Below are 25,524 nucleotides of genomic sequence, written 5' to 3'. Positions count from 1 at the left end.
AAACTGTCAATTCTGGGATGGCACGCCGGCTTAGACAGCCGCCGCACCACCGACGATTTCCGAAATTTCTTGCGTGATCGCGGCCTGACGCAGCTTGTTGTACACGAGCTGCAGACTGCGGATCAGTTCACCGGCGTTATCGGTGGCGGCCTTCATGGCGACCATGCGGGCAGCCATTTCGCAGGCGACGTTCTCGACCACGCCCTGGTAGACCTGCGACTCGATGAAGCGGACAAGCAGGCTGTCGAGCAGCGGCTTGGCTTCCGGTTCGTACAGGTAGTCCCAGTTGTAGTTGCGCTCGCCGAGACCGCCATCGCCCTCACTGGACAGCGGCAGCAGCTGCTGCAGCGTCGGCTTCTGGGTCATGGTGTTGACGAACTCGTTCGACACCAGGTACAGGCGGTCGATCTTGCCTTCATCGTAGTGCTGCAGCATCACCGTGATGGCGCCGATCAGGGCTTCCAGCGACGGCTGGTCACCGAGATGGGTCTTGGCCGCCACCACCTTGCCGCCGACGTTCTTGAAGAAGGTCGTCGCCTTGGTGCCGATCAGGCAGAGCTCGGTCTCGACACCCTGGGCCTGGTAGTCACGCACGGACATCACGACACGCTTGAACAGGTTGATGTTCAGGCCGCCGCAGAGGCCGCGGTCGGACGACACGACGATGTAGCCGACGCGCTTGACCGGACGCTCCGTCAGGTACGGGTGCTGGTACTCGGACGTGGCATGCGCCACGTGAGCCACCACCTGACGGATCTTCTGCGCATAGGGCTTGCCGGCCGCCATGCGCTCCTGGGCCTTGCGCATCTTGGAGGCGGCAACAAGCTGCATCGCTTTCGTGATCTTCTGCGTGCTCTTGATGCTCGCAACCTTGCTGCGAATTTCTTTTAAGCTGGCCATAGCCTCACCAAATCATTGCTCTGACGGAACAGCCCGGACGCACTGTCCGGGCTGTCTCGGGGTCACCAGGTCTGGGTGGCCTTGAACTTGTCGATGCCGGCGCGCAGCTCGGCTTCGATCTTGCCGTCGTAGTTGGCGGTGGCATTGATGTTGTCCATCAGTGCCTTGCACTCGCTGTTGAAGAAGGCATGGAGCGCCGCTTCGAACGCCAGCACCTTGTTCACCGGCACGTCGTTGAGGTAGCCCTCGTTGACGGCGAAGATGGACAGGGCCATGTCGGCGATGTTGAGCGGAGCGAACTGCTTCTGCTTCATCAGCTCGGTGACGCGCTGACCGAGTTCCAGCTGCTTGCGGGTCGCTTCGTCGAGGTCGGAAGCGAACTGCGCGAAGGCAGCCAGTTCACGGTACTGGGCGAGCGAGGTACGGATGCCGCCCGACAGCTTCTTGATGATCTTGGTCTGGGCAGCACCACCGACGCGGGACACCGAGATACCGGCGTTGACGGCCGGACGGATACCCGAGTTGAACAGGCTGGACTCCAGGAAGATCTGGCCGTCGGTGATCGAGATCACGTTGGTCGGAATGAACGCGGAGACGTCACCGGCCTGGGTCTCGATGATCGGCAGCGCGGTCAGCGAGCCGGTCTTGCCGGTCACGGCGCCGTTGGTGAACTTCTCGACGTAGTCAGCCGACACGCGCGATGCACGCTCCAGCAGACGGGAGTGGAGATAGAACACGTCGCCCGGGTAGGCTTCGCGTCCTGGCGGACGGCGCAGCAGCAGCGAGATCTGGCGGTAGGCAACGGCCTGCTTGGACAGATCGTCATAGATGATCAGGGCGTCTTCGCCGCGATCACGGAAGTATTCGCCCATGGTGCAGCCGGCGTACGGAGCCATCAGCTGCATGGCGGCCGGTTCGGCAGCGGCAGCGGCGACGACCGTGGTGTATTCCATCGCGCCGTATTCCTCGAGCTTGCGCACGACGTTGGCGATGGTGGACTGCTTCTGGCCGACGGCGACATAGATGCACTTAATGCCCGAGTTCTTCTGGGCAATGATGGCGTCGATGGCCAGTGCGGTCTTGCCGGTCTGACGGTCGCCGATGATCAGCTCGCGCTGGCCACGGCCGATCGGGATCATGGCGTCGACGGACTTGTAACCGGTCTGCACCGGCTGGTCCACGGACTGGCGCCAGATCACGCCCGGAGCGACCTTGTCGACGGCGTCGAAGAGCTTGGCGTTGACCGGGCCCTTGCCGTCGATCGGGTTGCCGATGGCGTCAACGACGCGACCGAGCAGTTCCGGACCGACCGGGACTTCCAGGATGCGGCCGGTGCAACGGGCCTTCTGGCCTTCGGCCAGACCCAGTGCCGAGCCGAGCACGACAGCACCGACAGAGTCCTGTTCGAGGTTGAGGGCCATGCCGTAGAGACCGCCGTCGAACTCGATCATTTCGCCGTACATGACGTCGGCGAGACCGTGGATGCGCACGATACCGTCGGACACGCCGACGATGGTGCCTTCGTTACGCGCTTCAGCGGACGCGTTCAGGTCCGTGATGCGGCTCTTGATCAGTTCGCTGATCTCGGAGGGATTCAGATGCTGCATGATGCTCTCTTCCTCGAAGGAAATATCAAGTAGTCAGGGTAGTGCGAAGCTTGCCGAGCTTGCCGCGCACGGAGGCATCGATGACCGTATCGCCGGCACGGATGACGGCGCCGCCAATCAGGCTGGCATCGACGCTGCTGGTGACATTCACCTGGCGCGACAGCTTGCGGGTCAGGGTCTCGGCGAGCGACGCGGTCTGCGCGTCATCCAGGGCAAACGCCGTGGTCACCGAAACGTCCACCGCACCTTCTGCAGCAGCACGCTGTGCCTCGTACAGGCTGCTGATGGCCGACAGGGCCCCCAGTCGCTTGTTCGCAGCCAGGTTGCAGATGAAATTGCGACCGGCAGCATCGAACTGGTCGCCGCAAACCTTGAGCACGGCGTCAGCCTGCTGCTCGCCGCTCAGCGTGGGACGCGCGATGTATTGCTTGAAGGCCGCATCATCGACCACGGCGGCGGCAAGCGCCAGCATGGACGACCAGGCAGCCAGCTGACCGTTGGCCTGGGCATGCTCGAAAGCTGCCTTGGCATAGGGTCTCGCCACTGTGGTTAATTCAGCCATGACTGTCCCGTTGGCCTCTTATTTGAGCTCGGTGGCCAGTTGATTCAGCATGCCGGCGTGCTTGGCAGCATCGATCTCGGCTTGCAGGATCTTCTCGGCACCGGCAACGGCCAGGGCAGCAACCTGCAGACGCAGGGCATCGCGGGCACCGGCAATTTCCTGCTCGATGTCGGCGCGGGCCTGGGTCAGGATGCGCTCGGCTTCGGCCGAAGCTTGGGCCTTGACCTCTTCAGCAACCTGACCGGCACGGCGGTTGGCCTGTTCGATCAGTGCGGCAGCCTGCTGCTTGGCAGCCTGCAGTTCCTGGGCAACCTGCGCGTGCGCAGCTTCCAGATCCTGCTTGGCCTTGTCGGCAGCATTGAGGCCATCGGCAATCTTCTTCTGGCGTTCTGCCAGAGCAGCCATGACCGGCGGCCACACGAACTTCATGCAGAACCAGGTGAAGATCGCGAACGCGATGGCCTGGCCTACCATTGTGAAGTTGATGTTCACGCTATCACCTCTTGTCCGGTTACATTCAGCGGGCCCTGTTCAGGGCCCGCGACAGATCGTTCGTGTCGAGCGATTACTGAATGAACGGGTTGGCGAACAGCAGGAACAGACCGATACCGACACCGATCATGGTCACGGCGTCGAGCAGACCGGCGACGATGAACATCTTGACCTGCAGCTGGGGAGCCAGTTCCGGCTGACGGGCAGTGCCTTCGAGGAACTTGCCGCCGAGCAGGCCGAAGCCAATGGCGGTACCAAGGGCGCCGAAGCCGATCAGCAGGGCAACAGCAATCAGGTTGAGACCGGTGATGAGTTCCATGTGAGTTTCCTCTGTGGGTTTGGTTGCAGGTTGAGTTACGGGTTAGTGGTCGTGCGTTTCCGAGGCCATGCTCAGATACACAATGGTCAACATCATGAACACGAAGGCTTGCAACGTGATGATCAGGATGTGGAAGATGGCCCATGGCACGGACAGTGTCCACTGCAGGAACCACGGCAGCAGGGCGATCAGAATGAAGATCAGTTCACCCGCATACATGTTGCCGAACAGTCGCAGTGCCAGCGAGATCGGCTTGGCGATCAGGGCAATGCCTTCGAGCAGGAAGTTGAACCAGACCAGCCAGATGGTGTTGAAGGGGTGGAAGGTCAGTTCCTTGGCGAAGCCGCCAGCGCCCTTCATCTTGATGCTGTAGAACAGGATCAGGCCGAAGACCGACAGGCCCATGCCGAGGGTGGCATTGACGTCGGTGGTCGGCACCACCTTGAAGAACACGGCATGCGGATCGGCACCGAAGAGACCGACGGCCACCAGCTTGGCGAGCTCCGGCAGGAAGTCGACCGGGATGAGGTCCATCGCGTTCATCAGGAAGATCCAGACGAAGATGGTCAGCGCCAGCGGAGCGATCAGCTTGGAGGTGCCGTGATAGGTGTCCTTGACGTTGGTCTGCACGAACTCGACAACGACTTCGACGAGATTCTGCAGGCCGCCCGGCACGCCCGAGGTGGCGCGCACGGCCGCCATGCGGAACAGCCAGCAGAACAGCAGGCCGAGCACCAGGGACCAGCCCATGGTGTCGACATGGATGGCGTTGAAGCCCATCTCGCCTGCTTCCTTGGCGCTGTGGGCGAAGCCCCAGCCACTTTCCGGGTGATAACCGTAAGTCAGGTTGGTGAGGTGGTGCTTGATGTACTCGGTCGAATTTCCGGCCATGCGTCTCTACCCGTCATTGCTGTGTCGCGCGCATCGTCAAGGGGACAATCCAGGCGACCAGCTGCTCCAAAATGAAACCGGTGAACAGCCAGCCCGGCTTCACGGCATCAAAGGCCAGGAAGACGGTGGCAAAGAGTGCGGCAGTCAGCATGAACTTGCCTGCCTCACCCCGATAAAATCCTTGCACAATCTGCTTCGCAGAGATTGCACCGGCATGACGAAATGCACGCCAGACGAAATAGGTCTGGCCGATCACGGCAATTCCGGCACCGGCGAGCAGTGAAAGCCCGGCCTCGCGACTGGCGAACAACAGCGTCATCACCGTGGCGATGACCAGCAGACGCACCTGCCACCGCAACTGGGTCAATGCTGGGTTGGTGTCCACCAGCGGTTGCGGTCTGCTTTGCGTCATTGCCGTTCCAGCGTCGGTCGCGGCACCGGTCTGGTGCTCGATACAATGCCTGTGAAAGCGCGCGGATTATAGGTTGGCGGCGGTCAAAGGGCAACCTGCATCAGGTTCCGAGGCCCCCGGATTGCTCACCACAAGATCTTGTGGCGAGGCCCTTGCGGCTACCGCTCATCTTGATATTTGCTGCGCAAGGCCATGCGTCTGAGCTGCCGCATGGTCTGCACGCCGTCATCGGCGAGATTGAAATTGTAGGCCATGGCCGGTATCAGACCGCCCGGCACCGCGATGCCCCAGAGCTCGACGCGAACACGGCCGTCAGGCAGCGGGGTGATCTTCCAGGTGCTTTGCACGCGACTGAGGCGGACCCGGTCCGGATGCGGCCGGACCAGCCCCTTGACCGCCTGCGAGCGGATGGTGACCACGCCCTTGTGCTCGCTGCGCTCCGACATCACCACCGCATCACGGGCGCGGAACGGGTATGGCAGGACGTATTGCATGTAGGTCCAGACCTGATCACCCTGACTGCGCAGCACCTTGGCCTGCGCCACCCTGGGCACCCATTGCGGCATGGCCGGAATGTCGGCCAGCACGGCTTCGACCTGACGGACGCTGCCAGGCATCACGGTGACGGCATAGATGTCATCGTAGGCACGCTCACGGCTGTCGCGCTGGTAGACGCGGATTTCACGTTCGCCATCGGACTTGCGCAGCGCCCAGCCATCGCTCCACGCCGCGAGCGGAAACAGACACAGCAGCAGAGCAGCGACGTGCCGCCACGATCGGGTCATGATCATGCTCAGCGAATGTGCTCGACGATGCCGTCCAGCTCATCCAGCGAATTGTAGGAAATGATCACGCGTCCCTTGCCGCTGGCCTGGGCATCGATCTGCACCGCCGCGCCGAGACGCTCGGAGAGATCGTCCTGCAGGCGGCGCACGTTCGGATCCAGTCGCACCACTGCCGGCGCCGGCTTGGCGTTCAGGCTGCTGCGCACCAGTGCCTCGGTCTGGCGCACCGACAGCCCCTTGTCGATGACCTGGCGGGCGATCACCGCCTGTTGCGCCAGCGGCAGTGCCAGCAGGGCACGGGCATGACCCATGTCGAGATCGCCATGCTCCAGCGAACGCTTGACCTCGTCATGCAGCGCCAGCAGGCGCAGCAGGTTGGTGACACCGGCACGCGACTTGCCGACCGCGTCTGCCACCTGCTGATGAGTGAGCTTGAATTCGTCGGCGAAGCGCTGCATGGCAATCGCCTCTTCCAGCGGATTCAGATCCTCGCGCTGGATGTTCTCGATCAGCGCCAGCGCGATCGCGGCTTCGTCGCTGAAATCACGTACCAGGGCCGGCACCGAGGCCAGCGGCACCAGCTGGGCGGCACGCCAGCGGCGCTCGCCGGCAATGATCTCGAAACGTTCCGGGCCGAGCGCACGCACCACGATGGGCTGCAGGATGCCCTGGGCACGGATCGAGTCAGCCAGCTCCTGCAGCGACTCCGGATCCATGTCGCGGCGCGGCTGGTAGCGGCCCCGCTCCAGCCACTCCACCGGCAGCTGGCGCAACTCGCCTTCCGGCTTGTGGCCGGACGCCACCGCCGTGACTTCTTCCTGCACCTTGCGCACGGTACCGAGCAGGGCATCGAGACCGCGTCCGCCGCCGAGTCCGCGCTTCTTGGTGGCCGCTGCACGGGCCGCGTTGTTGTCGCTCATGATTGCCTGATCCTCAGCGTCGCTTCTGGCGGCGCAACAGCTCGGAGGCCAGCGCCAGGTAAGCCATGGCGCCGCGTGAATGCTTGTCGTACTGCAGGGCCGGAAGGCCATGCGCCGGCGCCTCGGCCAGGCGCACGTTGCGCGGCACGATGGTGTTCAGCACCTGGTCGCCGAAATGGCTGATCAGCTCGCTGGAGACATCGTTGGCCAGGGTGTTGCGCGGATCGAACATGGTGCGCAGGATGCCGGCGATGTGCAGACGCGGGTTGACGGTCTCGGCGACCCGCTCGATGGTCTGGGTCAGTGCCGCCAGCCCCTCGAGCGCGAAGTATTCACACTGCATGGGAATGATGACGCCGTCGGCAGCAACGAGACCGTTCAGGGTCAGCATGCTCAGCGACGGCGCACAGTCGATGACGATGGCATCGTACTTCGCGGCCACCGGCTCCAGGGCCTGCTTGAGGCGCTGCTCCTTGTGCGGCGCGTCGAGCAGCTCGACTTCGGCCGCGGTGAGGTCGCCGTTGGCCGGCAGCAGATCGTAGCCGCCCGCCACGCTGACGATCACGTCGGCAGCCGGGCTGTCGCCGAGCATCACGTCATACACGGTCAGGTCGAGCTCGTTCTTGGCGACGCCGGAGCCGGTGGTGGCATTGCCCTGCGGGTCCAGATCGATGAGCAGCACGCGACGACGCGTGGCCGCCAGCGACGCTGCCAGGTTGACGCTGGTCGTGGTCTTGCCGACGCCGCCCTTCTGGTTGGCGACCGCAAAAATCTTGTCCATGAATTCCTCGACGTCAGGCCGCAGCCTGTGAAGCATTAGTGCGCGGGCCGCAGAACCACGAGGTGGCGGGCATCCGCTGCAAAGGGTACCCGCAATGCAGGGGTCTTTTCGAGTGCCACGTGCGCCGGCAAGGCGGCTATTTCATCGTCCGGCACATGACCCTTCATGGCCAGCCAGCGTCCGTCAGGGGCCAGCAGATGCTCGGTGCCCGCCACCATGTCGGCGAGACTGGCAAAGGCGCGGCTGACAATCTGCGCATGACTGCCCTGCTGCTCCTCGCAGCGACCGGTGATGACGGTGACATTGGTGACCTTGAGTTCGGCCGCCACCTGCTTGAGAAAGCGCGTCTTCTTGCCATTGGAGTCGAGCAGGCTGACCGCCAGCTCGGGGTGCACCAGGGCGATGATGAAGCCGGGCAGACCGGCACCGGTACCGACATCGAGCACACTGCCCTGCCCCAGCTCCGGCAGCAGGCTGAGGCTGTCGAGCAGGTGCTTGTCGACCATTTGAAGCGGATCGCGGATCGCGGTCAGATTGAAGGCCTGGTTCCACTTCACCAGTGCCGCCAGGTACTGCATGAGCGCCGTGATGGTGACCTCGGACAGGGTCATCTGCATGGCGGCGAGGCCCTCGCGCAGACGCGCCTCGGCCTGGGCCGGCCAGTTCGGAGACAGACGCGGACCGGCCATCAGACTGCCTGCGACAGCTGGCGACCCTGTTTCTTCAGGGTGATCAGCAGCAGCGACACGGCCGCCGGCGTGACGCCGGGAATGCGACCGGCCTGCGCCAGGGTCTCCGGACGCGTGGCCTTGAGCTTCTGGCGCACTTCGTTGGACAGGCCCTTGACCGCGTCATAGTCGAAATCGACAGGCAGGCTCATGCCCTCCTGATGACGAAGACGGCTGACCTCTTCGCTTTGACGGTCGACATAGCCGGCGTACTTGACGCTGATCTCGACCTGCTCGCCGACGCGGGCACGCTGGGTGGCGTCAAGACCGTCCTGCTCGGCCGCCGGCAGCAGCTCGGCAAGCTGGGCATGACTCACCTGCGGGCGCTTGAGCAGATCCAGAGCACTGTTCTCGCGCTGGATGTCCTGCCCGGTCAGTGCCGTGAAGCGCGCGGCCAGATCGGTTCCGGGATGCAGCCAGGCTGATTTCAGGCGCTGGGTTTCGCGCGCGATGGCCTCGCGGGTGTCGCAGTACAGCTGCCAGCGGCGGTCATCGACCAGCCCCAGTTCGCGCCCCTTCTCGGTCAGGCGTTCGTCCGCATTGTCCTCGCGCAGCATCAGGCGGTATTCGGCGCGCGAGGTGAACATGCGGTAGGGCTCGCGGGTGCCCAGGGTGATCAGGTCGTCGACCAGCACGCCGAGGTAGGCCTGGTCGCGGGTCGGGTACCAGCCCTCGCGATCCTGCGCGCGCAGTGCCGCGTTCAGACCGGCGAGCAGGCCCTGCGCGCCGGCCTCCTCGTAGCCGGTGGTGCCGTTGATCTGGCCGGCGAAGTACAGGTTGGCGATGACCTTGGTTTCCAGCGTGTGCTGCAGGTCCTGCGGGTTGAAATAGTCGTACTCGATGGCGTAGCCGGGGCGCGTGATGTGCGCGTTTTCCATGCCGCGAATCGAGCGCACCAGCGCCAGCTGCACGTCGAAGGGCAGCGAGGTGGAAATGCCGTTGGGGTAGAGCTCGTGCGTGGTCAGGCCTTCGGGCTCCAGGAAGACCTGGTGCGAATCCTTGTCAGCGAAGCGGTGGATCTTGTCCTCGATGGACGGGCAGTAGCGCGGCCCCACGCCCTCGATGACGCCGGAATACATCGGCGAACGGTCGAGACCGCCACGGATGATGTCGTGGGTCTGCAGGTTGGTGTGGGTGATCCAGCAGGCGACCTGCTGCGGGTGCATGTCAGCGCTGCCGAGCAGCGACATCACCGGGCGCGGGGTGTCGCCGGGCTGCGCGGTCATCAGCGAGAAATCCACCGAGCGCGCATCGATGCGCGGCGGCGTGCCGGTCTTGAGGCGGCCGACACGCAGCGGCAGCTCGCGCAGACGATTGGCCAGCGCGATCGAGGGCGGATCACCGGCGCGACCGCCGCGATGGTTCTCGAGACCGATGTGTATGGTGCCGCCGAGGAAGGTGCCGGTGGTCAGCACCACGGTCCTGGCACTGAAGCGGATGCCGGTCTGCGTCACCACGCCCTTGACCATGTCGCCCTCCACCACCAGGTCATCGGCAGCCTGCTGGAAGATGTCGAGATTGGGCTGGTTCTCCAGCATGGCGCGGATGGCGGCCTTGTACAGCACGCGGTCGGCCTGGGCACGGGTGGCGCGCACGGCCGGACCCTTGCGGCTGTTGAGCACGCGGAACTGGATGCCGGCCTGGTCGGTGGCCAGCGCCATGGCGCCGCCGAGGGCATCGATCTCCTTGACCAGATGCGACTTGCCGATGCCGCCGATGGCCGGGTTGCAGCTCATCTGCCCCAGCGTCTCGATGTTGTGGGTCAGCAGCAGGGTCTGGCAGCCCATGCGGGCTGCCGCCAGCGCGGCTTCGGTACCGGCATGGCCGCCACCGATCACGATGACGTCATAGGACTTGGGGTATTGCATGCGAAGCCACCTGCGCGACGGGCACGGAGCAAAACGGGCAGGAATTATACAGAACCGGCATCCCGGCCACCAGCGGCGCGGCGGCCCGGCATGGCGCCATTGCCATGTTTACTGCGTGATTGGCGGCATTTGCGCCTGACGCGACTTCTCCACCGCCACCACCTTGAGCTTGACCTGCATTTCGTCGCCGACCACCCCGAGCATGCGCGTCATGCCGAACTCGCTGCGCCGGAAGCGCGTGGTCGCGGTCAGTTCCATGCCCGGCTTGCGTGTCGCAAACGGATTCTGGTCCTTGGCCGGTGACTGGGTACTGAGAATGACAGGCTTGCTGATGCCGTTCACGGTCAGCGTGCCGGTCAGACTGAAGGTCTTTTCGCGCTTGTCGACGTGCATGATGCCGTCGCTGCGGAAACGCATGATCGGGTACTGTTCAGGCTTGAAGAAGTCGCCGGAATTGAGCAGTTCGTTGTCGATGGCCGGCATGAACGTCTTCAGGGTGCGCACGGGAATGGCAACCTCGACGGAGGAGCTCATGGGGTCGTCGAGATTGCCGTAGATCCGTCCGGTGGCCTGGCTGAACGAGCCAGGCGGACTGAGCATGCCGAAATAGCTCCAGTTGAAGCTGATGCGGGTGCGCTGGCTGTCTATCTCGTAGACAACCACCGAGTTCGCCTTCGCCGTCTGCGCCAACAGCCAGAACATGACCCCGATGATCAGGGTCAGGGTGTATGGCAGCCAGTCCTGCGTCTTGCGCTCCATGGCCATCTCCACCCGGTGTCAGCGCGCCTGGCGCCAGACCTCGGGCTTCAGTTCCACCGTGAGGTTGTCCAAGGTGATCCAGAGCACGCCATCCTGACGCGTGATCTGCAGGGACAGGTTGCGCCCCATGTGAGGCGTCATCGCTTCCAGAGGTGCCTGCGGCAGAAACAGCACCTCGAGGTTTTCAAAACGGGTCAGGCTGGAACGGATCTTTTCCCACCATACCGGTGCCGCATGATCTCCGTAGGTCACCACGGTCATGCGCGCGGCGCGGTGGCAGCCCTTGCGAATCCGGGTCTCGTCGGGCATGCCGACTTCCATCCAGTGCAGGATGGTATCGGTGAGATCCTTCTGCCACAGGTCCGGCTCGTCTTCGCTGCTGAGTCCGCGCGTGAACACCAGATCCTCATCGGCGAACCAGGCGAAGGCGATGATGCGCACCAGCAGCCGTTCCAGCGTCTCGGACGGATGCAGCGCCAGTGTGAAGGCATGATCGGCGTAACGTTCGCGATCCATGTCCGCCAGATTCAGCTGGACCTTGTAGACGGTCGACTTCAGCGCCATGCAGGCAACTCCAGTACCTCGGATCGAGGATGCGCTGAATCTAGCAGCCTCTGTTGCCATTCTCCACGCAGAATGTCGGACAAGCAGACATTATTCCCATCATTTGTCGGGTTCATTCAATCGATCCGGAAACCAGGTGATCGACGGAAAGAACAGGATGCGCACGATGCCGATCAGCATCCACAGATAGGCAATGCCGTAGACGGCGCCGCAGAACATGGTGACGTAGTCGAAGTTCGGCGAGATGTACTTGATGCCCCACCACGACACGATGTCGGTCAGCGCGGCCGCCAGTCCGGCTGGAAACACCCACTGGTAGATGCGCAACCGGTTGAAATGCATGGAAAAGGGAATGCCTATGATGAAAAAGGCCGTGGTAAAGCCGAAGAGATGGGCATGCGTGAAGGCAATCAGCTTGCCTTCGGTCATGTTCTCGAAATAGGCCTCGGTGCTGCCATGCACGCCAAGCTGGTAATGCACCTCGGCAAGGCCGAAGAAGAAGGCGATGCCGAACAGGATCGTCGACAGACCGATGCCGCGCTGGGCAGCCACCGGCAGGTCGCGCAGCGAAAACGACAGGCGCGATTCATGGAAGGGGATGAACCAGCGCAGGGCCATGCAGATCGCCAGGAAGAACAGCACGAGACCGATCGGGCCGCCAATGGTCAGCCAGGCCGACGGCTCCGGCGCCAGCTCGACCACCGCCGGGTCCAGCACCGGGGCATCACTGAAGAAATCGAATCGTTCCGGTGCTGCTGTGTCTGTCATGTCACGTTTCCAGGAGTGGCTGGTGCCCGGCTCAGGCACCCTTGAGTCTGACCAGCAGCAAGGTGGCCGCCGACTTCACCGAGGCGCTGATGACACCGTCCAGGCTGGACGGGTTTCCGGCCGGCAGCTGCGCCGCCGTCTTGCCGCTGAAACCGGCATACAGCGTCAGCTTCTTCGCCTCGGGCAGGGCATTGGCGTGCAGCACCGAGACATGATCCACGGTCAGCTGCCTGTCCGTGGTCATCAACAGATAAAAGGTCTTCTTTTGCCAGACGACCGGAAAGATCAGGGCCGTCCCCATCGGTCGCCTGTCCTTGAGCGGGATGTAGATGGTGTTGTCATCCTCGCGACGCAGGGTGACCCCCATGGCTTTTGCCGCCGCCATGTCACCCGGGGTCAGCACGGCATCCTGCGGCAGCCAGGTAGTGACCCCCGGAAACCGCGCGCGCACCTCGCGCGGAATCAGGCTGGTCATGTCCAGCCAGTCGCCCGCCTTGCCGGGCTGCGAGCGCTTGTCGCCGGGATTGGCCCGGGTCTTGGCCTCGCTGTCATTGCCATGTCCGTCAGCGTCACTGTCGAGCGCGGCGATGCGGGCAAAGCTGGCCAGCTGCTTGCCATTGGCCTTGAAGGCCTTGCCATAGGGATTGAGCTCCGACCCCCCGCCCTGGCTGTGGCAGGCATTGCAGGCCGGCATGTAGCCGTAGTGCTGCTTGTACTGGCGCGCCAGGGTCGGCGTTGCCGTGGCCAGGGCTGGCAGCACGCTGACGCAGAGCAGCGCGGACATCAGCAGGCGAGAACATGTCATCAGGTATTTCCTCAGAAACTGAACAGGCCGGGGACGACATCACGCATGGCCTCACGCGCCTTCCGGGCCTTCTCGCCATCCTGCTGCCAGTGGCGATACTGCACCGAGTCACGTGGCGGCATCAGTTGCGAGGCCTTGTCGGTACCTTCGTAGCGTTCCCAGTCCAGGGCATCGCGAATCTCGGACTTGGCCTGGATGTTGGCAAGCACTTCCGCCTCCGTGGCACCCGCCATGAAGTTCAGGCGCGCCGCCGGATTGCCGCGATGGCAGGAAAAGCAGTAGCGCTCGAAATGCCTGAGCACCGGTTGCGTGACGATTTTCAGGGGTGGCACGCCACTGGCCTGGGGCGGTGACATGTCGCTGGTGTCGAGACAGCAGTAGCTCTGGTCCTGGCCCAGCAGCGCATTCATCAGCTGCACGCGTGACACCGGACGCGGCGCGAAGACGCTGTCCGGCAGGGCATCGACGCGGGCCAGTACCCTGTCCAGGCTATGGCCATGCCTGACCAGCAGCGTGTCCAGATCTGACGCAGTGAACAGGGCGGCAACACCGTAGATGGCATCGGGATCGGCGGCGGTGATGACCTGCCTGGGCGGTCTCGGCGTCAGCGGATCCAGTCGGGCCGACAGCTTGGGCAGGCGGTCAAATGCCTCCAGGTCCTCGTTGTCGCGCGCACCCTCGCCTGGCGTGATGTCACGCACCCACAGACCGTGCCACCAGCCTTTCAATCCCTGACGTTCGCTGAGCGGATCACGATTGAACAGATCGGATTCCGGTACCGCGATGCCAGCGGCCGGGAACCACCGCTTCTGCAGGGCCAGCCAGGCCGACACTGGCGCCGACGCAGTGTCGAAGCTGCCCGGGCTGTCCGCGTACTGCAGGGCCAGACGCAGCAGGCCGCGCCGGCAGTCGTTGCCTTTCTCGCCGCAACCATCCAGCCACAGGCGCTGGGTCACCGGCAGGAAATTGCCCATGTCGGTGAGCTGGTCGAAGCGCTCCGGCATCGCCAGCGGCTGACGCAGGGGCACGCCCTGGTACGCCTCGGCCTTCAGGCTGGCCATGTGCTGACGTATGGTCTCGGCGGTGGCGGCCTGGCCGTTGGTCTCGTTCCACGGACGCTGCGGAAAGATCGGGCCACCGCCCTGGTGGCAGGTGGTGCAGATGGCCCGACGGGCATAGACGATGCGCGGCACGCAGCCGGCACAGTAGTTCTGCACGAGCTGGAACTCGAAGCGTCCGCCGGCCTCGTTGTAGCTCAGCACCTCGATCTCGTTGGCCTTCTCGACAAACCCGAGAAACAGCTGGCCTCGCGGTGCGATGCCCAGGCTGCCGGCATTGGCGGCCTGGAAGTCGGCGGCCAGCAGCACGCGCGGATGGGCCGCGTCTGCCTGCGCCTTGAGCAGGGAGCGTCCCTGCGGAATCAGCACCGATACCGGTGCGGACGCATCAGGATCCTGGGCCCGGATCAGCGCCACCAGCTTCTCGAAGGGATAGGGCAGACCATCGTTCTGCGCCAGCAGATGATCAAACAGCGAGCGCGTTCCCGGTGCCGGCAGATCGCCCTGGGCAATCACGCGGGCCGACAGCGCACTCGCAGGGGCCGCCACCGGCTTCGCCAGCGTCGTGATGTCGAGGCTGTTCTGCTCCGGCTTCAGCCACCACAGCAGGGCCAGCATCACGGCCAGTGCCGGGACCAGCAGTCGCCATCGTTTCTTCATCACGCGCTCCACGGTGAACCGCCCGTCCGGCAATGCCGGACGGGCGTGCCGTCACATCAGTTTGAGGAACTCGCGCAGGGCGAACTTGTCCTTGTCACTGAGATCGATGCCGAACTGGTGACCCTTGTTCTCGACCGGATCATCGCAGCCCATGAACAGCGGCTTGTGCGGATTCTGCGAGGCGAAGTTGGCCACCGGGGTGCCCTTCCTGACCGGGATCTTCGGCCAGCCCTGCATGTCCTCGCGCGGTGTCACGTGCATGTCCTCGGTAGTGAACAGCGTCTTCTGCGGACGTGCGTTGCGGTCCTTGGGGTTGTCCGAGCGCATCAGTTCGTCAAACGCGTTCTCGAACTGCGCGATGCGGCCCCGCAGGGTGTAGTCCGGTGCGCCATCCGGGCGGAAGGTGACCTCGCCGATGGCGTTGTTGTGCAGGAACGGTGCCGTGGCCCAGACCGACAGCAGCGAGATGTTGCGCAGGTAGCCGGGGCCGCCCTCGACCTTGCGCTCGCCAAGCTGGATGCCGCCGAGCAGAGGCATCATGCGGTTGAGCACGCGCGGCACGCTGCCCGGTGAGGGCGAGTTCTTGTAGGTCTCGGACGAGAACTCCTCCCAGATGTGACCCTGGTTGTGGTTGTCGTGCAGGGCACGGCAGGCGTTGGTGCCGACGATGTTGAACGCTGTACGCTCGTCATTGCCCAGCCAGTCCTGACCGAAGATGCCCTTCTCGGCAAACTGCCTGGGTCGCAGGCTGCCCTGCGCGTCCCTGGCCAGATGGCGGGCCTGGAAGCGCGGATCATTGCGCTCGGCCGCGCTGTATTCCAGCGTCCAGTAGTCTTCCTTGCCGAAGACATGACCGTCGTAGAACTTCTCCAGCGCCACCTTGTCATTGCGAATGGACTGCGGCGCCATCTTGGTGCTGTGGCAGCTGGCGCACTCGCGGGCAAAGACCTTGCGACCCTGGGGCACCACGCTGGTGTCGACGAAGGTCCCGCCCGGCGTGCCATCGACATCCTTCGAGGCCATCAGATAGGTCGGACCGCCCGTCATCAGGAACACCGCCAGGTCATCCATCTTGGCATCGGCGTAATTCCAGGGATCGCACTGCGCCGCGCACTGCATGATGCGCATCGGGCTCTGCTCGGTACCACGACCGACCAGGCGACCCGGGTAGGGGAAGTTGGGCGTCCAGCATTCCTCAGTGCACATGCCGATGTTGACGTAGACGCGGATCAGCGCAAGGTGCTCGCCGACGCTGTCCTCGCCACCCTTGAGGACATGGCGGGTGTTGGCCTTCCTGACCTCGCCGCTGACCGGGTCCTTCATCACGTGCTCGAACAGACGCTTGTTGTGGAAGTCCATGATGTTGTTCTGGGTGCCCGGGTTGTGCATCCAGTCGGAAGCCACCAGCGAGGTGTCGATAGTGCCGAGGCGGCCACCCTTGAGGATCTGCCGTGCCGGGCTGTTGGTCGGCACACCATGGAAGAAGGCATCGGGCTGCACGATATGCTGGTTGCCAATGGTCGCGCTCAGGTGCTCCCACTTCGGCTCGTTGGGGTTGGCCGGCGGATTGGTCGGGTCAAAGCCGACATGGCACTGCACGCAGGGATGACCGATGACGAAGCGCTTGTTCTGCTTGATCTCGTTGGGATCATAGGGTGCCGTGCGCGGGTCGTAGACCACCTTGCCGGCCTTGTCGCGGACCGGATCGGCGTAGTACTTGCGGTAGCCCAGCACACCCGACGAATGCGGATCCTGGCACTTGTCGTACCAGTTGGTGGAGGCGTCGCCCTGGACGCAGTCGGGATCGTTGATCAGGCCCCACTTGGTGAAACGGTGCGGGCGGGTGCGGGTGTCCAGCCACGGGTAGTTCATGTTCTCCTTGCCGACCACCCGGGACTGATGCAGATAGTTCTCGTCCTGGTTGCCGAAGGTACCCTTGAACCAGACATCGCGACCACGGCGAACCTGCTCGCGCATTTCCGCCGCCTTGGCCGGATCGTTGGCTTCGACATCCTTGTACAGCTGCGCCACGTAGCGGCAGCCTTCGGCGTCATAGCCGGTGGGCTGGGCCTGGGTGCAGGGCGGCGGCACGTACTGGGGAATCGGCTCGCTGGTCCAGGTCACCGGATCACCACGCTTGTGGGTATCGGGGCCGGTGCCCTCCTTCCAGACCTTGCGGGCCGCGAGGGTGGCGTAGAAGTTGTCCTTGAACCACTGCTCGCGCTGCTTCCAGTACGGCGTGCCCTGGTAGACCCCGGTGAGCAGCTTGCGCTCCGCCAGACCATCGAGGGAAATGCTGCGGTAGGTCGAGCGGTAGGGTTCGGCCGACACCGGCACGTTGCCCGTGGGCAGATCGTAGGCGGTCAGGGCGGGCACCACCGGAACCGGAATGCTGTCAGGAACCGCCGGGACGGCAGGAGGGGCTGGAGGCAAGGTGGCGACGCCGTAAACAACCACCACCGTCGCGGTCAGGGCGAGCACGCCCCACACGTTCTTCTTCATGGTGCCTCCAGGTGCACTTTTTTCGGCCAGTCTAGTACGGGTCAGTTCCCGTCACAAGTTGTACTATAGTACCAATTAAGGCAAAGCTCAATAATTGGCCAGTTCTGGCCGATGAACGGTCATCCGGGATTACTTGCCGATGCAGAAGCTGGAAAAGATGCGACCCAGCAGGTCATCCGGCGAAAACTCGCCGGTGATTTCCGACAGCGCCTGCTGCGCCAGACGCAGATCCTCAGCGGCGAGCTCGCCGGCGCGGTGTTCGCTGAGCATGACCAGCGCATTGCGCAGGCAGGTCAGCGTCCGTGTCAGGGCATCGAGATGTCGCCGCCTGGCCGAGAACTGTCCGCCACCGGACTGATTGAACCCCATGCAGTCCTTGAGGTGCTGCCTGAGCAGATCCATGCCCTCGCCACGGCTGGCAGAAAGCACGATGCAGGGGTATTCCACGCCGGTCAGCGCCAGACGGGTGAGCATGGCAGCCTGACCACGGCGATCACATTTGTTGGCGATCAGGGTCATGCGCTCGGGCAAGCTGCCGAAATGCGCCAGCAGCTGCTGTTCCGGGCAGGCATCGGGCAGGCTGGCATCCCACACGAACAGCACGCGGTCGGCCTGCTCGATCTCGAGCCGGGCCCGACGTATGCCCTCACGCTCGACCACGTCCGGACTCTCGCGCAAACCCGCGGTATCAATCACGTGCAAGGGCATGCCGTCGATCTGGATGTGCTGACGCAGCACGTCACGCGTGGTGCCGGCGATATCGGTGACAATGGCCACGTCCTGGCCGGCGAGCTGATTCAGCAGACTGGATTTGCCGGCATTGGGCAGGCCCGCGATGACCACCTTCATGCCTTCACGCAGGATCACGCCCTGCCCGGCTTCCTGCAGCACGGCCTCGGTCTGGGACAGCAGGGCCTGGCATTCAGCCACGATGACGCCGTCAGCCAGAAAATCGATTTCCTCTTCCGGAAAGTCGATGGCTGCCTCGACATGCAGACGCAAGTGAATCAGGGCCTCGACCAGGTCGTTGATGCGCTGCGAGAACACGCCCTGCAGACTGCCGAGGGCGGCACGAGCGGCTTCGGCAGATCCGGCATCAATCAGGTCGGCAATGGCTTCAGCCTGGGCCAGGTCAATCTTGTCATTGAGGAAGGCGCGTTCGCTGAACTCGCCGGCACGGGCCAGTCGTGCACCCCGTGCCAGCACGGTCTGCAGCAGGAGATCGAGAACCACCGGGCCACCGTGACCCTGGAGCTCGACCACGTCTTCGCCGGTGAAGGAATTCGGAGCCGGAAAGTAGAGCAGCAGCCCTTCATCGAGCTGCTGGCCGGAGACATCGAGAAATGGCGTGTAGAGCGCGTGACGAGGCGTCAGCTCGTTGACGCCGTCACGGCACAGCGCGAGACCGATCTGTCTGGCACGCGGTCCGGAAATGCGGATGATGCCCACCCCTCCCCGACCGGGAGGGGTGGCAACCGCCGCAATGGTATCCAGCACGCGGGTATCGACTGATCAGCGAGCGCTGGCGCCCGCCTTCTCGATCTGACGCGTAATCACCCATTGCTGGGCAATCGACAGCAGGTTGTTGACGAACCAGTACAGCACCAGGCCAGCCGGGAACCACAGGAAGAACACGGTGAAGATCACCGGCATGATCTTCATGACCTTGGCCTGCATGGGGTCCTGGGGCGCCGGGTTCAGCGACTGCTGGACATACATGGTGACGCCCATCAGCAGCGGCAGGATGAAGTACGGGTCAAGCAGCGACAGGTCCTTGATCCACAGGATCCAGCCGGCGTGACGCAGTTCGACCGATTCCATCAGCGTCCAGTACAGGGCGATGAATACCGGCATCTGCACCAGGATCGGCAGACAGCCGCCGAGCGGATTGATCTTTTCCTTCTTGTACAGGTCCATCATGGATTGCGACAGCTTGGCGCGATCGTTGCCGTACTGTTCCTTGAGACGCTGCATCTCGGGCATGACACGGCGCATGTTGGCCATGGAGCGGTAGCTCTTTGCCGACAGGTGGAAGAATGCCGCCTTCACGATCACCGTCAGCAGAACGATGGACCAGCCCCAGTTGCCAACCACTTCATGGATGGACTTGAGGAGCCAGAACAGGAACTGGGCAATGGGCCAGAGCCAGCCGTAATCGACGGTGAGCTCAAGACCTGGCGACAGGGCTTCGAGGCGATCCTGGATCTTGGGGCCGGCATAGAAATCGGCAGCCACCTGACCGCTTGCACCCGGCGCCACCAGCAGCGGCGACCCGGTGAAGCCGATGTAGTTGTCGGCACCCTGGTTGTCGGAGCGCGTGCTGATGTGGTTCTTGCTGTCCTTGGCGGGAATCCAGGCGGTGACGAAATAGTGCTGCACCATGGCCACCCAGCCGCCGGTCACCGTCTGGCTCACCGGTTCTTCCGCAAAATCAGCCAGGGCCAGCTTGTTGTAGTTGGTTTCCTGGGTCCACCAGGCGCCACCCAGGAAGGTGACCATGCCGAAGGAATGATTTTCCGAACTGGGGTCAACAGTGGCGTCGCGCTTGAGCTGGCCGAAGAGCACGCCAGACCAGGGCTGGGCACTGTTGTTGACGACCTCGTAGCGAACCTTGACGCGGTAGTCGCCCCGCGTGAAATCGAAGTGCTTCTTGACCAGGATGCCTTCAGCCGTGCTGGTGGTCAGCGTGACCGTCATGGTCTTGTCGCCTTCAGACAGGCTGTATTGCTGGCTTTCCGCCTGGTACAGCGGCCGCCCTGCGGCCTGATCGTCAAGACCGCTGAGTCCCTGGCCGGCATTCGGGGCACGCACAAGTCCGCTCTGGGCAATGTAGGTGCGCTGCTGCGAACGCTCCATCAGCACGAAGGGGGTCTTGTCATCCACCTTTTGCGTATAGGCCGGCAAGGCGACCTGGACCAGATCGCCACCCACCGGATCAATCAGGACATCAAGAACATCGGTGCTGACCTTGATCAGACCCTGGCTGACGCTGGCAACCGGAACTGCAGCCGTCGGTACTGCCGAGGCTGTCATGGCAACCGGTGCCTGCGGAAGTTCGCTGCCCGAGCTCGCTGCCGGAACCGTTGTCGCTGCCGGCAGACTGCTGCTCGTTGTCGCTGCAGTGCCTGCAACCTGTGCGGCTGGCTTAGTGCCGTAGTCCTGTTGCCAGGACAGGAAAATGAAATAGCTGACGATTGCCATGGCAATCATGATCAGTGTGCGGCGGATTTCCATGCTTACGGATCCTGACGTTTACGGGGGCCGGACGTGCGTTCTTCGGGCACCGGATCATAACCGCCCTGACAGCCGGGGTGACAGCGGCCGAGACGTTTTAATGTCAGCCAGCTGCCATGCAGCAGGCCGTGTCGTTGCAGTGCCTCTTCGGCATAGGCCGAGCAGCTGGGCATGAAACGGCAGCGCGGTGGCAGCATCGGACTGATGGCATAGCGGTAGATGCGGACAGGCAGCAGGGCAAGCCAGACCAGGGGGTTCATGAGGCGGTTTTGGCGGCCTTCCTGGCGAGACGCTTGAGGCTGTCACGGCAGGCAGCATGCAACTGCGGATTGGTCAGTGCAGCGAGGTCATTGCGGGCGAGAAAGACGATGTCCATGGGCGGCATGTCAGCCTGCAGGAAGCGGAAATTCTCTCGCATGCAGCGCTTGATGCGGTTGCGATCCACCGCCAGGCGAACTTTCTTCTTGGCGACGATGAAACCGATGCGGCTGTGGGGTCTTGCAGAAGGCGTGGCCAGCAGCAGGAAATTCTGCTGACTGGCCTTGTACACCGCACCATCCATGACCTGCTTGAAGTCAGCCGCGGCGAGCAGTCTCAGCGCGCGCGGATAGTGCTGGTCGGTCACTGACTCAGACAGTCAGACGCTTGCGGCCCTTGGCACGACGACGAGCCAGCACGGCGCGGCCGTTCTTGGTGGCCATGCGAGCGCGGAAGCCGTGGGTACGCTTTTGCTTCAGGGTGCTGGGTTGAAAAGTACGCTTCATGATCTGTGATCCGATCTGTCTGGCCCGTGCGGGCGGAAAGGAGCGAAATAGTAGTGATCCGGGACATTGATGTCAATTGATACCGCACACCAAGTTCATTTCACGGTGACATGAACATCTGTTCCGAATCGTCTTTCTGCGGTTATGCACAGGACCTTGTTTCAAGCTCTTATAAATAACGTATTAGATTTTTAAAGGCGGTGGTGTTTGTTTATTAGCACGAGCCTTTCTGTGGATAAGCACTATTTATCGCTATTTTTCATGACCTTGCGACTAGTCAAATGATGTTGAACGATGGCGTCGGGAGACGGATGCAAAGCTGTGCATGAGTGTGGACAACCTCGGACACCTGATTTATCCACAGCGGTGACGGCATTGGCTGACGCCTTCATGAACAGACTTATCCACAACACTTCAAAAGGTGTGGATGAATGACTAGCCCTGCTGCAGCAAGGCCCGTAGAATCCTGCTTTTGCATGTGGATAACCTCGATGTCAGGAAATCTTTGGCCAGAGGTGCTGGGTCGTCTTGAGGCGGAGTATCCCGCCAACCTGTTTCAGATGTGGATTCGTCCCCTGCAGGCCGAGCATCACGTCGACAGTCTTGAACTGCTGGCTCCGAACCCGTTTTTTGTGCGCCATGTCATCGACAAGTTCCTGCCCCGCATCCGCGAGGTGGCGCGTGAACTGAGTCAGGGCCGTGTCCAGGATGTGCGCATCCGTGTCGGCAGTCGCGGTGATCGTGCAGCGGTTTCCGCGACACCGGCGTCGGCGTCACCGGCGCAGTCGGTGGCAGCAGTGAATTCCGTGGCGGCGGACATGACGGCGATTCGTGACCGTGCCTCGCGCCAGGGCAGCGCACCGGCATCGGAAGTCATGGCAAGGCCGGTGAGCAGTCTCAATCCGCTCTTCACCTTCGAGAACTTCGTTGCCGGCAAAGGCACGCAGTTGGCACATGCCGGCTGTCTGCAGGCGGCTGACAACCCGGGATCGCCGAATTCCAATCCCCTCTTCATCTACGGCCCCACGGGTCTCGGCAAGACCCACCTGATGCATGCGGTCGGCAACGAGATCCTGCGGCGCAATCCCAGTGCGCGGGTCATGTACCTGACCTCGGAACGCTTCGTGGGTGACTTCATCACGGCACTGCAGCGCAACATGATGCCGGACTTCAAGCGTGTCTACCGGTCACTGGATGCCTTGCTGATTGACGACATCCAGTTCTTTGCCGGCAAGGAAAGCACCCAGGACGAGTTCTTTCATACCTTCAACTCGCTGCTCGAAGGATCCCGTCAGATCATCATGACTTCTGACAGAATACCTAGAGAAATCAATGGGATGGACGATCGCCTCAAGTCCCGTTTCTCATGGGGCCTGTCGATTCAGGTGGATCCGCCGGACAAGGAAACGCGCATTGCCATTCTTCTGATGAAGTCGCATTCGGCCGGCATCGAGCTGCCGCTGGAGTCGGCCAACTTCATCGCCGAGCATGTCCAGGGCAATGTGCGCGAGCTCGAGGGTGCCCTCAACAAGGTCATGGCGACGGCGCGATTCCGCGGCCTCCCGGTCAGTCTGGAGCTGGTCAAGGAAGCCTTGCGGGATGTGCTGATTGTGCGTGCGAGGCAGTTTAATATCGACAACATCCAGCGCGTGGTGGCCGAGTATTATCGGATTCCGTTGCGCGAGCTAACCGGCAAGAAACGCAACCGCTCCTTTGCCCGACCGCGCCAGATTGCCATGGCGTTGTCACGCGAGCTGACCGGAAACAGCTATCCGGAAATCGGACAGGCATTTGACGGCCGTGATCACAGCACGGTGATTCATGCCTGCGAAAAAGTGAACGAACTGCGGGCCGAAGACTCGCATCTGAACGAAGACTACAACAACTTGCTGCGCCAGCTTCAGGCCTGACATTTAGGGAAGAAACCCATGAAACTCTCGATGACGCGTGACCAGCTTCTGAAACCGCTTCAGCAGGTTGCTGGCGTGGTGGAAAAGCGCCAGACCCTGCAGGTGCTGTCCAATGTGCTGATGGTGGTCGATCAGCAGGGCCTGTCACTTACCGGTACCGATCTGGAGGTCGAGCTGGTGGCACGCCAGGCGCTGGATGCGCCGTCTTCCAGTGGCCAGGTCACGGTGCCCTGCCGCAAGCTGCTGGACATCTGCCGCGCCCTGCCCGGCAATGCCCAGGTCGAACTGTCGCTCGATGCGCAACGCCTGCTGCTGCGCTCCGGCAAGAGCCGTTACACCCTGTCGACGCTGCCGGCCAATGACTTTCCCAACCTCGAGGATACCCTGGCCGGTTCCTTCAGCCTGAGTCTGAGCCAGCGCGCGCTCAAGCGTCTGATCGACAAGACCGCCTTCGCCATGGCCCAGCAGGACGTGCGCTACTACCTCAACGGCATGCTCTTCGAGGTCAGTGAAGGTCGTGTTCGCGTTGTCGCCACCGATGGCCACCGTCTGGCGCTGTGTGATGCCGACGTGTCTGTCTCGGTCCCGGAGCGTATCCAGGTCATCGTGCCGCGCAAGGGCGTGCAGGAGCTTTCCCGCCTGCTCTCCGATGACGAGGCGGAAGTCACGCTGACGCTGGGCAGCAACCACCTGCGCGTCACCGTCGGCAATGTCACCTTCACCTCCAAGCTGATTGACGGACGTTTCCCGGATTACGAGCGCGTCCTGCCCAAGGGCGGTGATCGCGTGCTGGTGGCTGCGCGTGAAGAGCTCAAGTCATCGCTGCAGCGTGCCGCGATTCTCTGCAACGAGAAGTTCCGTGGCGTGCGTCTGCAGCTGGCTGACAACGAGCTGAAGATTCTTGCCACCAACCCTGATCAGGAAGAAGCGGAAGAAGAGCTGCAGGTCGACTACAGCGGTCAGGCCCTGGAGATCGGCTTCAATGTCGGCTATCTGCTGGATGTGCTGAACGCACTCACTGGCGCCAACATCCGCGCCACGCTTGGTGATACCAACAGTTCCGCGCTCGTACGTGATCATGCCGATGATCAGGCTGACGCGCTTTACGTCGTCATGCCGATGCGGCTCTGATGCCGTCTCCCCGGCCTGCTCCCGGTGTCTCTGACCCAGCTTGAGGTCTCCCTGTTGCGCAACCTCTCCGAGGTTGCGCTGACACCCGGAGCGGCCATCAATCTTCTCCACGGTGCCAATGGCAGCGGCAAGACCTCGCTGCTTGAGGCCATTCATCTGCTCGGTGTCGGGCGCTCGTTCCGTACCCTCAAGGCGCGCCGTCTGGTGCAGGATGACCAGGCGGCGGCAGTCGTTTTCGGCCGCACGCAGGCTGGTCATGCGCTAGGCGTACAGAAGTCGGCAACGGGTGAGACCGTGGTGCGCGTCAACGGCCGCTCTGGCGTGACCTTGGCCGAGCTGGCCCAGCAGCTTCCCGTTCAGCTCTTTGATCCTGAATCTCTGAGCATTCTTGCCGGGCCTTCGCAACCGCGCAGGCAGCTGCTGGACTGGGGTGTGTTTCACGTGGAACATGCCTTCCAGGCGCTCTGGCTGCGCGCGCAACGTGCCCTGCAGCAAAGGAATTCATTGCTGAAAACTGCTAAAATCCACGACCTGGAAATGCATGTCTGGGAAGACGAACTGGCCGTGGCCAGCGAGTCGCTGCATGGGCAGCGCGAGGCATTCATGGCGCGCTGGCTGCCGTTTCTTGATGACGCCTTTGCCCGCTTGCTGCCGGATATTGCACTGCGTGTTGAATACCATCCCGGCTGGGATTTGAGTCAGCCGCTGATGGAGCAGCTGCGGCTTCAGCGAGAGCGTGACCGTGAGCGTGGGTTCACCCAGATGGGCCATCATCGTGCCGACCTGCGAATTCGCTGCCAGGGCGCTGCCGTGGATGAGCGACTGTCGCGCGGTCAGCTCAAGCTTGCGGCCTGTGCACTGAAGCTGTCGCTGGTGCAGTGCCTGCAGCAGGCAGGCAGAACACAGCCGGTGCTGCTGCTGGATGACCTGCCCTCCGAGCTCGACGTGGATTCGCGTCGCAAGGTGTGCAGCTGGGTGGGTGAGCTGGGCGTCCAGGCGTTTCTCACTTGCATTGAGCCCGTCCAATTGACGGGCATGTGGGGCAGTCGCCCTGTACGGATGTTTCACGTGGAACAAGGCCGCGTCAGCCTGGCTGATGAGTAG

The 25,524-nt window shown here is 62.9% G+C and carries 26 protein-coding genes; 3 read left to right on the top strand and 23 right to left on the bottom strand.

From position 1 onward, the window contains the following. Positions 1-30: 30 nt before the first annotated feature. From atpG to rpmH, 23 genes are all read right to left on the bottom strand, one after another. Positions 31-900: a F0F1 ATP synthase subunit gamma gene (atpG, locus tag F595_RS0102175; protein ID WP_022955233.1), complete on the bottom strand. Its 870-nt coding sequence runs from the start codon at positions 898-900 to the stop codon at positions 31-33. A gap of 62 nt (positions 901-962) precedes the next feature. Beyond that, positions 963-2,507, bottom strand: coding sequence for a F0F1 ATP synthase subunit alpha (atpA, locus tag F595_RS0102170; RefSeq protein WP_022955232.1), 1,545 nt, complete (start codon positions 2,505-2,507; stop codon positions 963-965). Positions 2,508-2,532: 25 nt separating this feature from the next. Continuing rightward, positions 2,533-3,069 carry a F0F1 ATP synthase subunit delta gene (locus F595_RS0102165; protein WP_022955231.1) on the bottom strand — a complete coding sequence of 179 codons (537 nt, stop codon included), beginning with the start codon at positions 3,067-3,069 and terminating at the stop codon, positions 2,533-2,535. A gap of 18 nt (positions 3,070-3,087) precedes the next feature. Beyond that, on the bottom strand, positions 3,088-3,561 hold the full coding sequence (locus F595_RS0102160; RefSeq protein ID WP_022955230.1) for a F0F1 ATP synthase subunit B: 474 nt from the start codon (positions 3,559-3,561) through the stop codon (positions 3,088-3,090). 73 nt (positions 3,562-3,634) lie between these two features. Beyond that, positions 3,635-3,880: a F0F1 ATP synthase subunit C gene (gene atpE, locus F595_RS0102155; protein ID WP_022955229.1), complete on the bottom strand. Its 246-nt coding sequence runs from the start codon at positions 3,878-3,880 to the stop codon at positions 3,635-3,637. 42 nt (positions 3,881-3,922) lie between these two features. Beyond that, positions 3,923-4,771 carry a F0F1 ATP synthase subunit A gene (gene atpB / locus F595_RS0102150; RefSeq protein WP_022955228.1) on the bottom strand — a complete coding sequence of 283 codons (849 nt, stop codon included), beginning with the start codon at positions 4,769-4,771 and terminating at the stop codon, positions 3,923-3,925. Positions 4,772-4,784: 13 nt separating this feature from the next. Further along, a complete protein-coding gene (locus tag F595_RS0102145; protein ID WP_022955227.1) occupies positions 4,785-5,183 on the bottom strand; it encodes an ATP synthase subunit I in 399 nt (132 codons plus the stop codon). A 158-nt stretch (positions 5,184-5,341) separates the two neighbouring features. Beyond that, positions 5,342-5,968, bottom strand: a complete 627-nt coding sequence (locus tag F595_RS0102140; RefSeq protein ID WP_169446918.1) for an START domain-containing protein — start codon at positions 5,966-5,968, stop codon at positions 5,342-5,344. A gap of 8 nt (positions 5,969-5,976) precedes the next feature. Continuing rightward, complete coding sequence (locus tag F595_RS0102135; protein ID WP_022955225.1) at positions 5,977-6,888, bottom strand: ParB/RepB/Spo0J family partition protein; 912 nt, start codon at positions 6,886-6,888, stop codon at positions 5,977-5,979. A 13-nt stretch (positions 6,889-6,901) separates the two neighbouring features. Continuing rightward, positions 6,902-7,669, bottom strand: coding sequence for a ParA family protein (locus F595_RS0102130; protein ID WP_022955224.1), 768 nt, complete (start codon positions 7,667-7,669; stop codon positions 6,902-6,904). A gap of 35 nt (positions 7,670-7,704) precedes the next feature. Then, positions 7,705-8,358 carry a 16S rRNA (guanine(527)-N(7))-methyltransferase RsmG gene (gene rsmG, locus F595_RS0102125; protein ID WP_022955223.1) on the bottom strand — a complete coding sequence of 218 codons (654 nt, stop codon included), beginning with the start codon at positions 8,356-8,358 and terminating at the stop codon, positions 7,705-7,707. Continuing rightward, positions 8,358-10,265 (bottom strand): tRNA uridine-5-carboxymethylaminomethyl(34) synthesis enzyme MnmG, encoded by a 1,908-nt coding sequence (gene mnmG, locus F595_RS0102120; protein ID WP_022955222.1) that lies wholly within the window; start codon positions 10,263-10,265, stop codon positions 8,358-8,360. Before mnmG ends, rsmG begins: the two co-directional genes overlap by 1 nt. Positions 10,266-10,373: 108 nt before the next feature. Further along, positions 10,374-11,024 (bottom strand): YceI family protein, encoded by a 651-nt coding sequence (locus tag F595_RS12310; RefSeq protein ID WP_022955221.1) that lies wholly within the window; start codon positions 11,022-11,024, stop codon positions 10,374-10,376. Between the two features lie 18 nt (positions 11,025-11,042). Then, positions 11,043-11,588, bottom strand: a complete 546-nt coding sequence (locus F595_RS0102110) for a YaeQ family protein (RefSeq protein ID WP_022955220.1) — start codon at positions 11,586-11,588, stop codon at positions 11,043-11,045. A gap of 99 nt (positions 11,589-11,687) precedes the next feature. After that, a complete protein-coding gene (locus tag F595_RS0102105; RefSeq protein WP_022955219.1) occupies positions 11,688-12,356 on the bottom strand; it encodes a hypothetical protein in 669 nt (222 codons plus the stop codon). 31 nt (positions 12,357-12,387) lie between these two features. Further along, entirely contained in the window at positions 12,388-13,161 is a 774-nt protein-coding gene (locus F595_RS0102100; protein ID WP_156873766.1) for a hypothetical protein, read from the bottom strand. A gap of 11 nt (positions 13,162-13,172) precedes the next feature. Continuing rightward, positions 13,173-14,879 carry a hypothetical protein gene (locus tag F595_RS14085; RefSeq protein ID WP_022955217.1) on the bottom strand — a complete coding sequence of 569 codons (1,707 nt, stop codon included), beginning with the start codon at positions 14,877-14,879 and terminating at the stop codon, positions 13,173-13,175. Positions 14,880-14,930: 51 nt separating this feature from the next. Further along, on the bottom strand, positions 14,931-17,381 hold the full coding sequence (locus tag F595_RS0102090; protein ID WP_022955216.1) for a hypothetical protein: 2,451 nt from the start codon (positions 17,379-17,381) through the stop codon (positions 14,931-14,933). 129 nt (positions 17,382-17,510) lie between these two features. Continuing rightward, entirely contained in the window at positions 17,511-18,878 is a 1,368-nt protein-coding gene (mnmE, locus tag F595_RS0102085) for a tRNA uridine-5-carboxymethylaminomethyl(34) synthesis GTPase MnmE (RefSeq protein WP_022955215.1), read from the bottom strand. Positions 18,879-18,893: 15 nt separating this feature from the next. After that, a complete protein-coding gene (gene yidC, locus F595_RS0102080; RefSeq protein WP_022955214.1) occupies positions 18,894-20,615 on the bottom strand; it encodes a membrane protein insertase YidC in 1,722 nt (573 codons plus the stop codon). Between the two features lie 2 nt (positions 20,616-20,617). Beyond that, positions 20,618-20,875: a membrane protein insertion efficiency factor YidD gene (yidD, locus tag F595_RS0102075; RefSeq protein WP_022955213.1), complete on the bottom strand. Its 258-nt coding sequence runs from the start codon at positions 20,873-20,875 to the stop codon at positions 20,618-20,620. Then, positions 20,872-21,240 carry a ribonuclease P protein component gene (gene rnpA, locus F595_RS0102070; protein ID WP_022955212.1) on the bottom strand — a complete coding sequence of 123 codons (369 nt, stop codon included), beginning with the start codon at positions 21,238-21,240 and terminating at the stop codon, positions 20,872-20,874. The genes yidD and rnpA overlap by 4 nt, the downstream gene beginning before the upstream one ends. A gap of 4 nt (positions 21,241-21,244) precedes the next feature. Then, on the bottom strand, positions 21,245-21,379 hold the full coding sequence (rpmH, locus tag F595_RS0102065; RefSeq protein ID WP_022955211.1) for a 50S ribosomal protein L34: 135 nt from the start codon (positions 21,377-21,379) through the stop codon (positions 21,245-21,247). A 491-nt stretch (positions 21,380-21,870) separates the two neighbouring features. Between rpmH and dnaA the strand changes: the two genes are divergently transcribed. From dnaA to recF, 3 genes are read left to right on the top strand one after another with little or no spacing between them, the layout of a single operon-like run. After that, positions 21,871-23,289, top strand: a complete 1,419-nt coding sequence (dnaA, locus tag F595_RS0102060; protein WP_022955210.1) for a chromosomal replication initiator protein DnaA — start codon at positions 21,871-21,873, stop codon at positions 23,287-23,289. Positions 23,290-23,307: 18 nt separating this feature from the next. After that, entirely contained in the window at positions 23,308-24,420 is a 1,113-nt protein-coding gene (dnaN, locus tag F595_RS0102055) for a DNA polymerase III subunit beta (protein ID WP_026913131.1), read from the top strand. Positions 24,421-24,444: 24 nt separating this feature from the next. Then, a complete protein-coding gene (gene recF / locus F595_RS0102050) occupies positions 24,445-25,524 on the top strand; it encodes a DNA replication/repair protein RecF (RefSeq protein WP_022955208.1) in 1,080 nt (359 codons plus the stop codon).

The sequence above is a fragment of the Perlucidibaca piscinae DSM 21586 genome (genome assembly GCF_000420045.1).
Lineage (GTDB): Bacteria > Pseudomonadota > Gammaproteobacteria > Pseudomonadales > Moraxellaceae > Perlucidibaca > Perlucidibaca piscinae.
The sequence above is the reverse complement of the archived record's forward strand: the minus strand, read 5'-3'. Positions and strand labels throughout refer to the sequence as shown.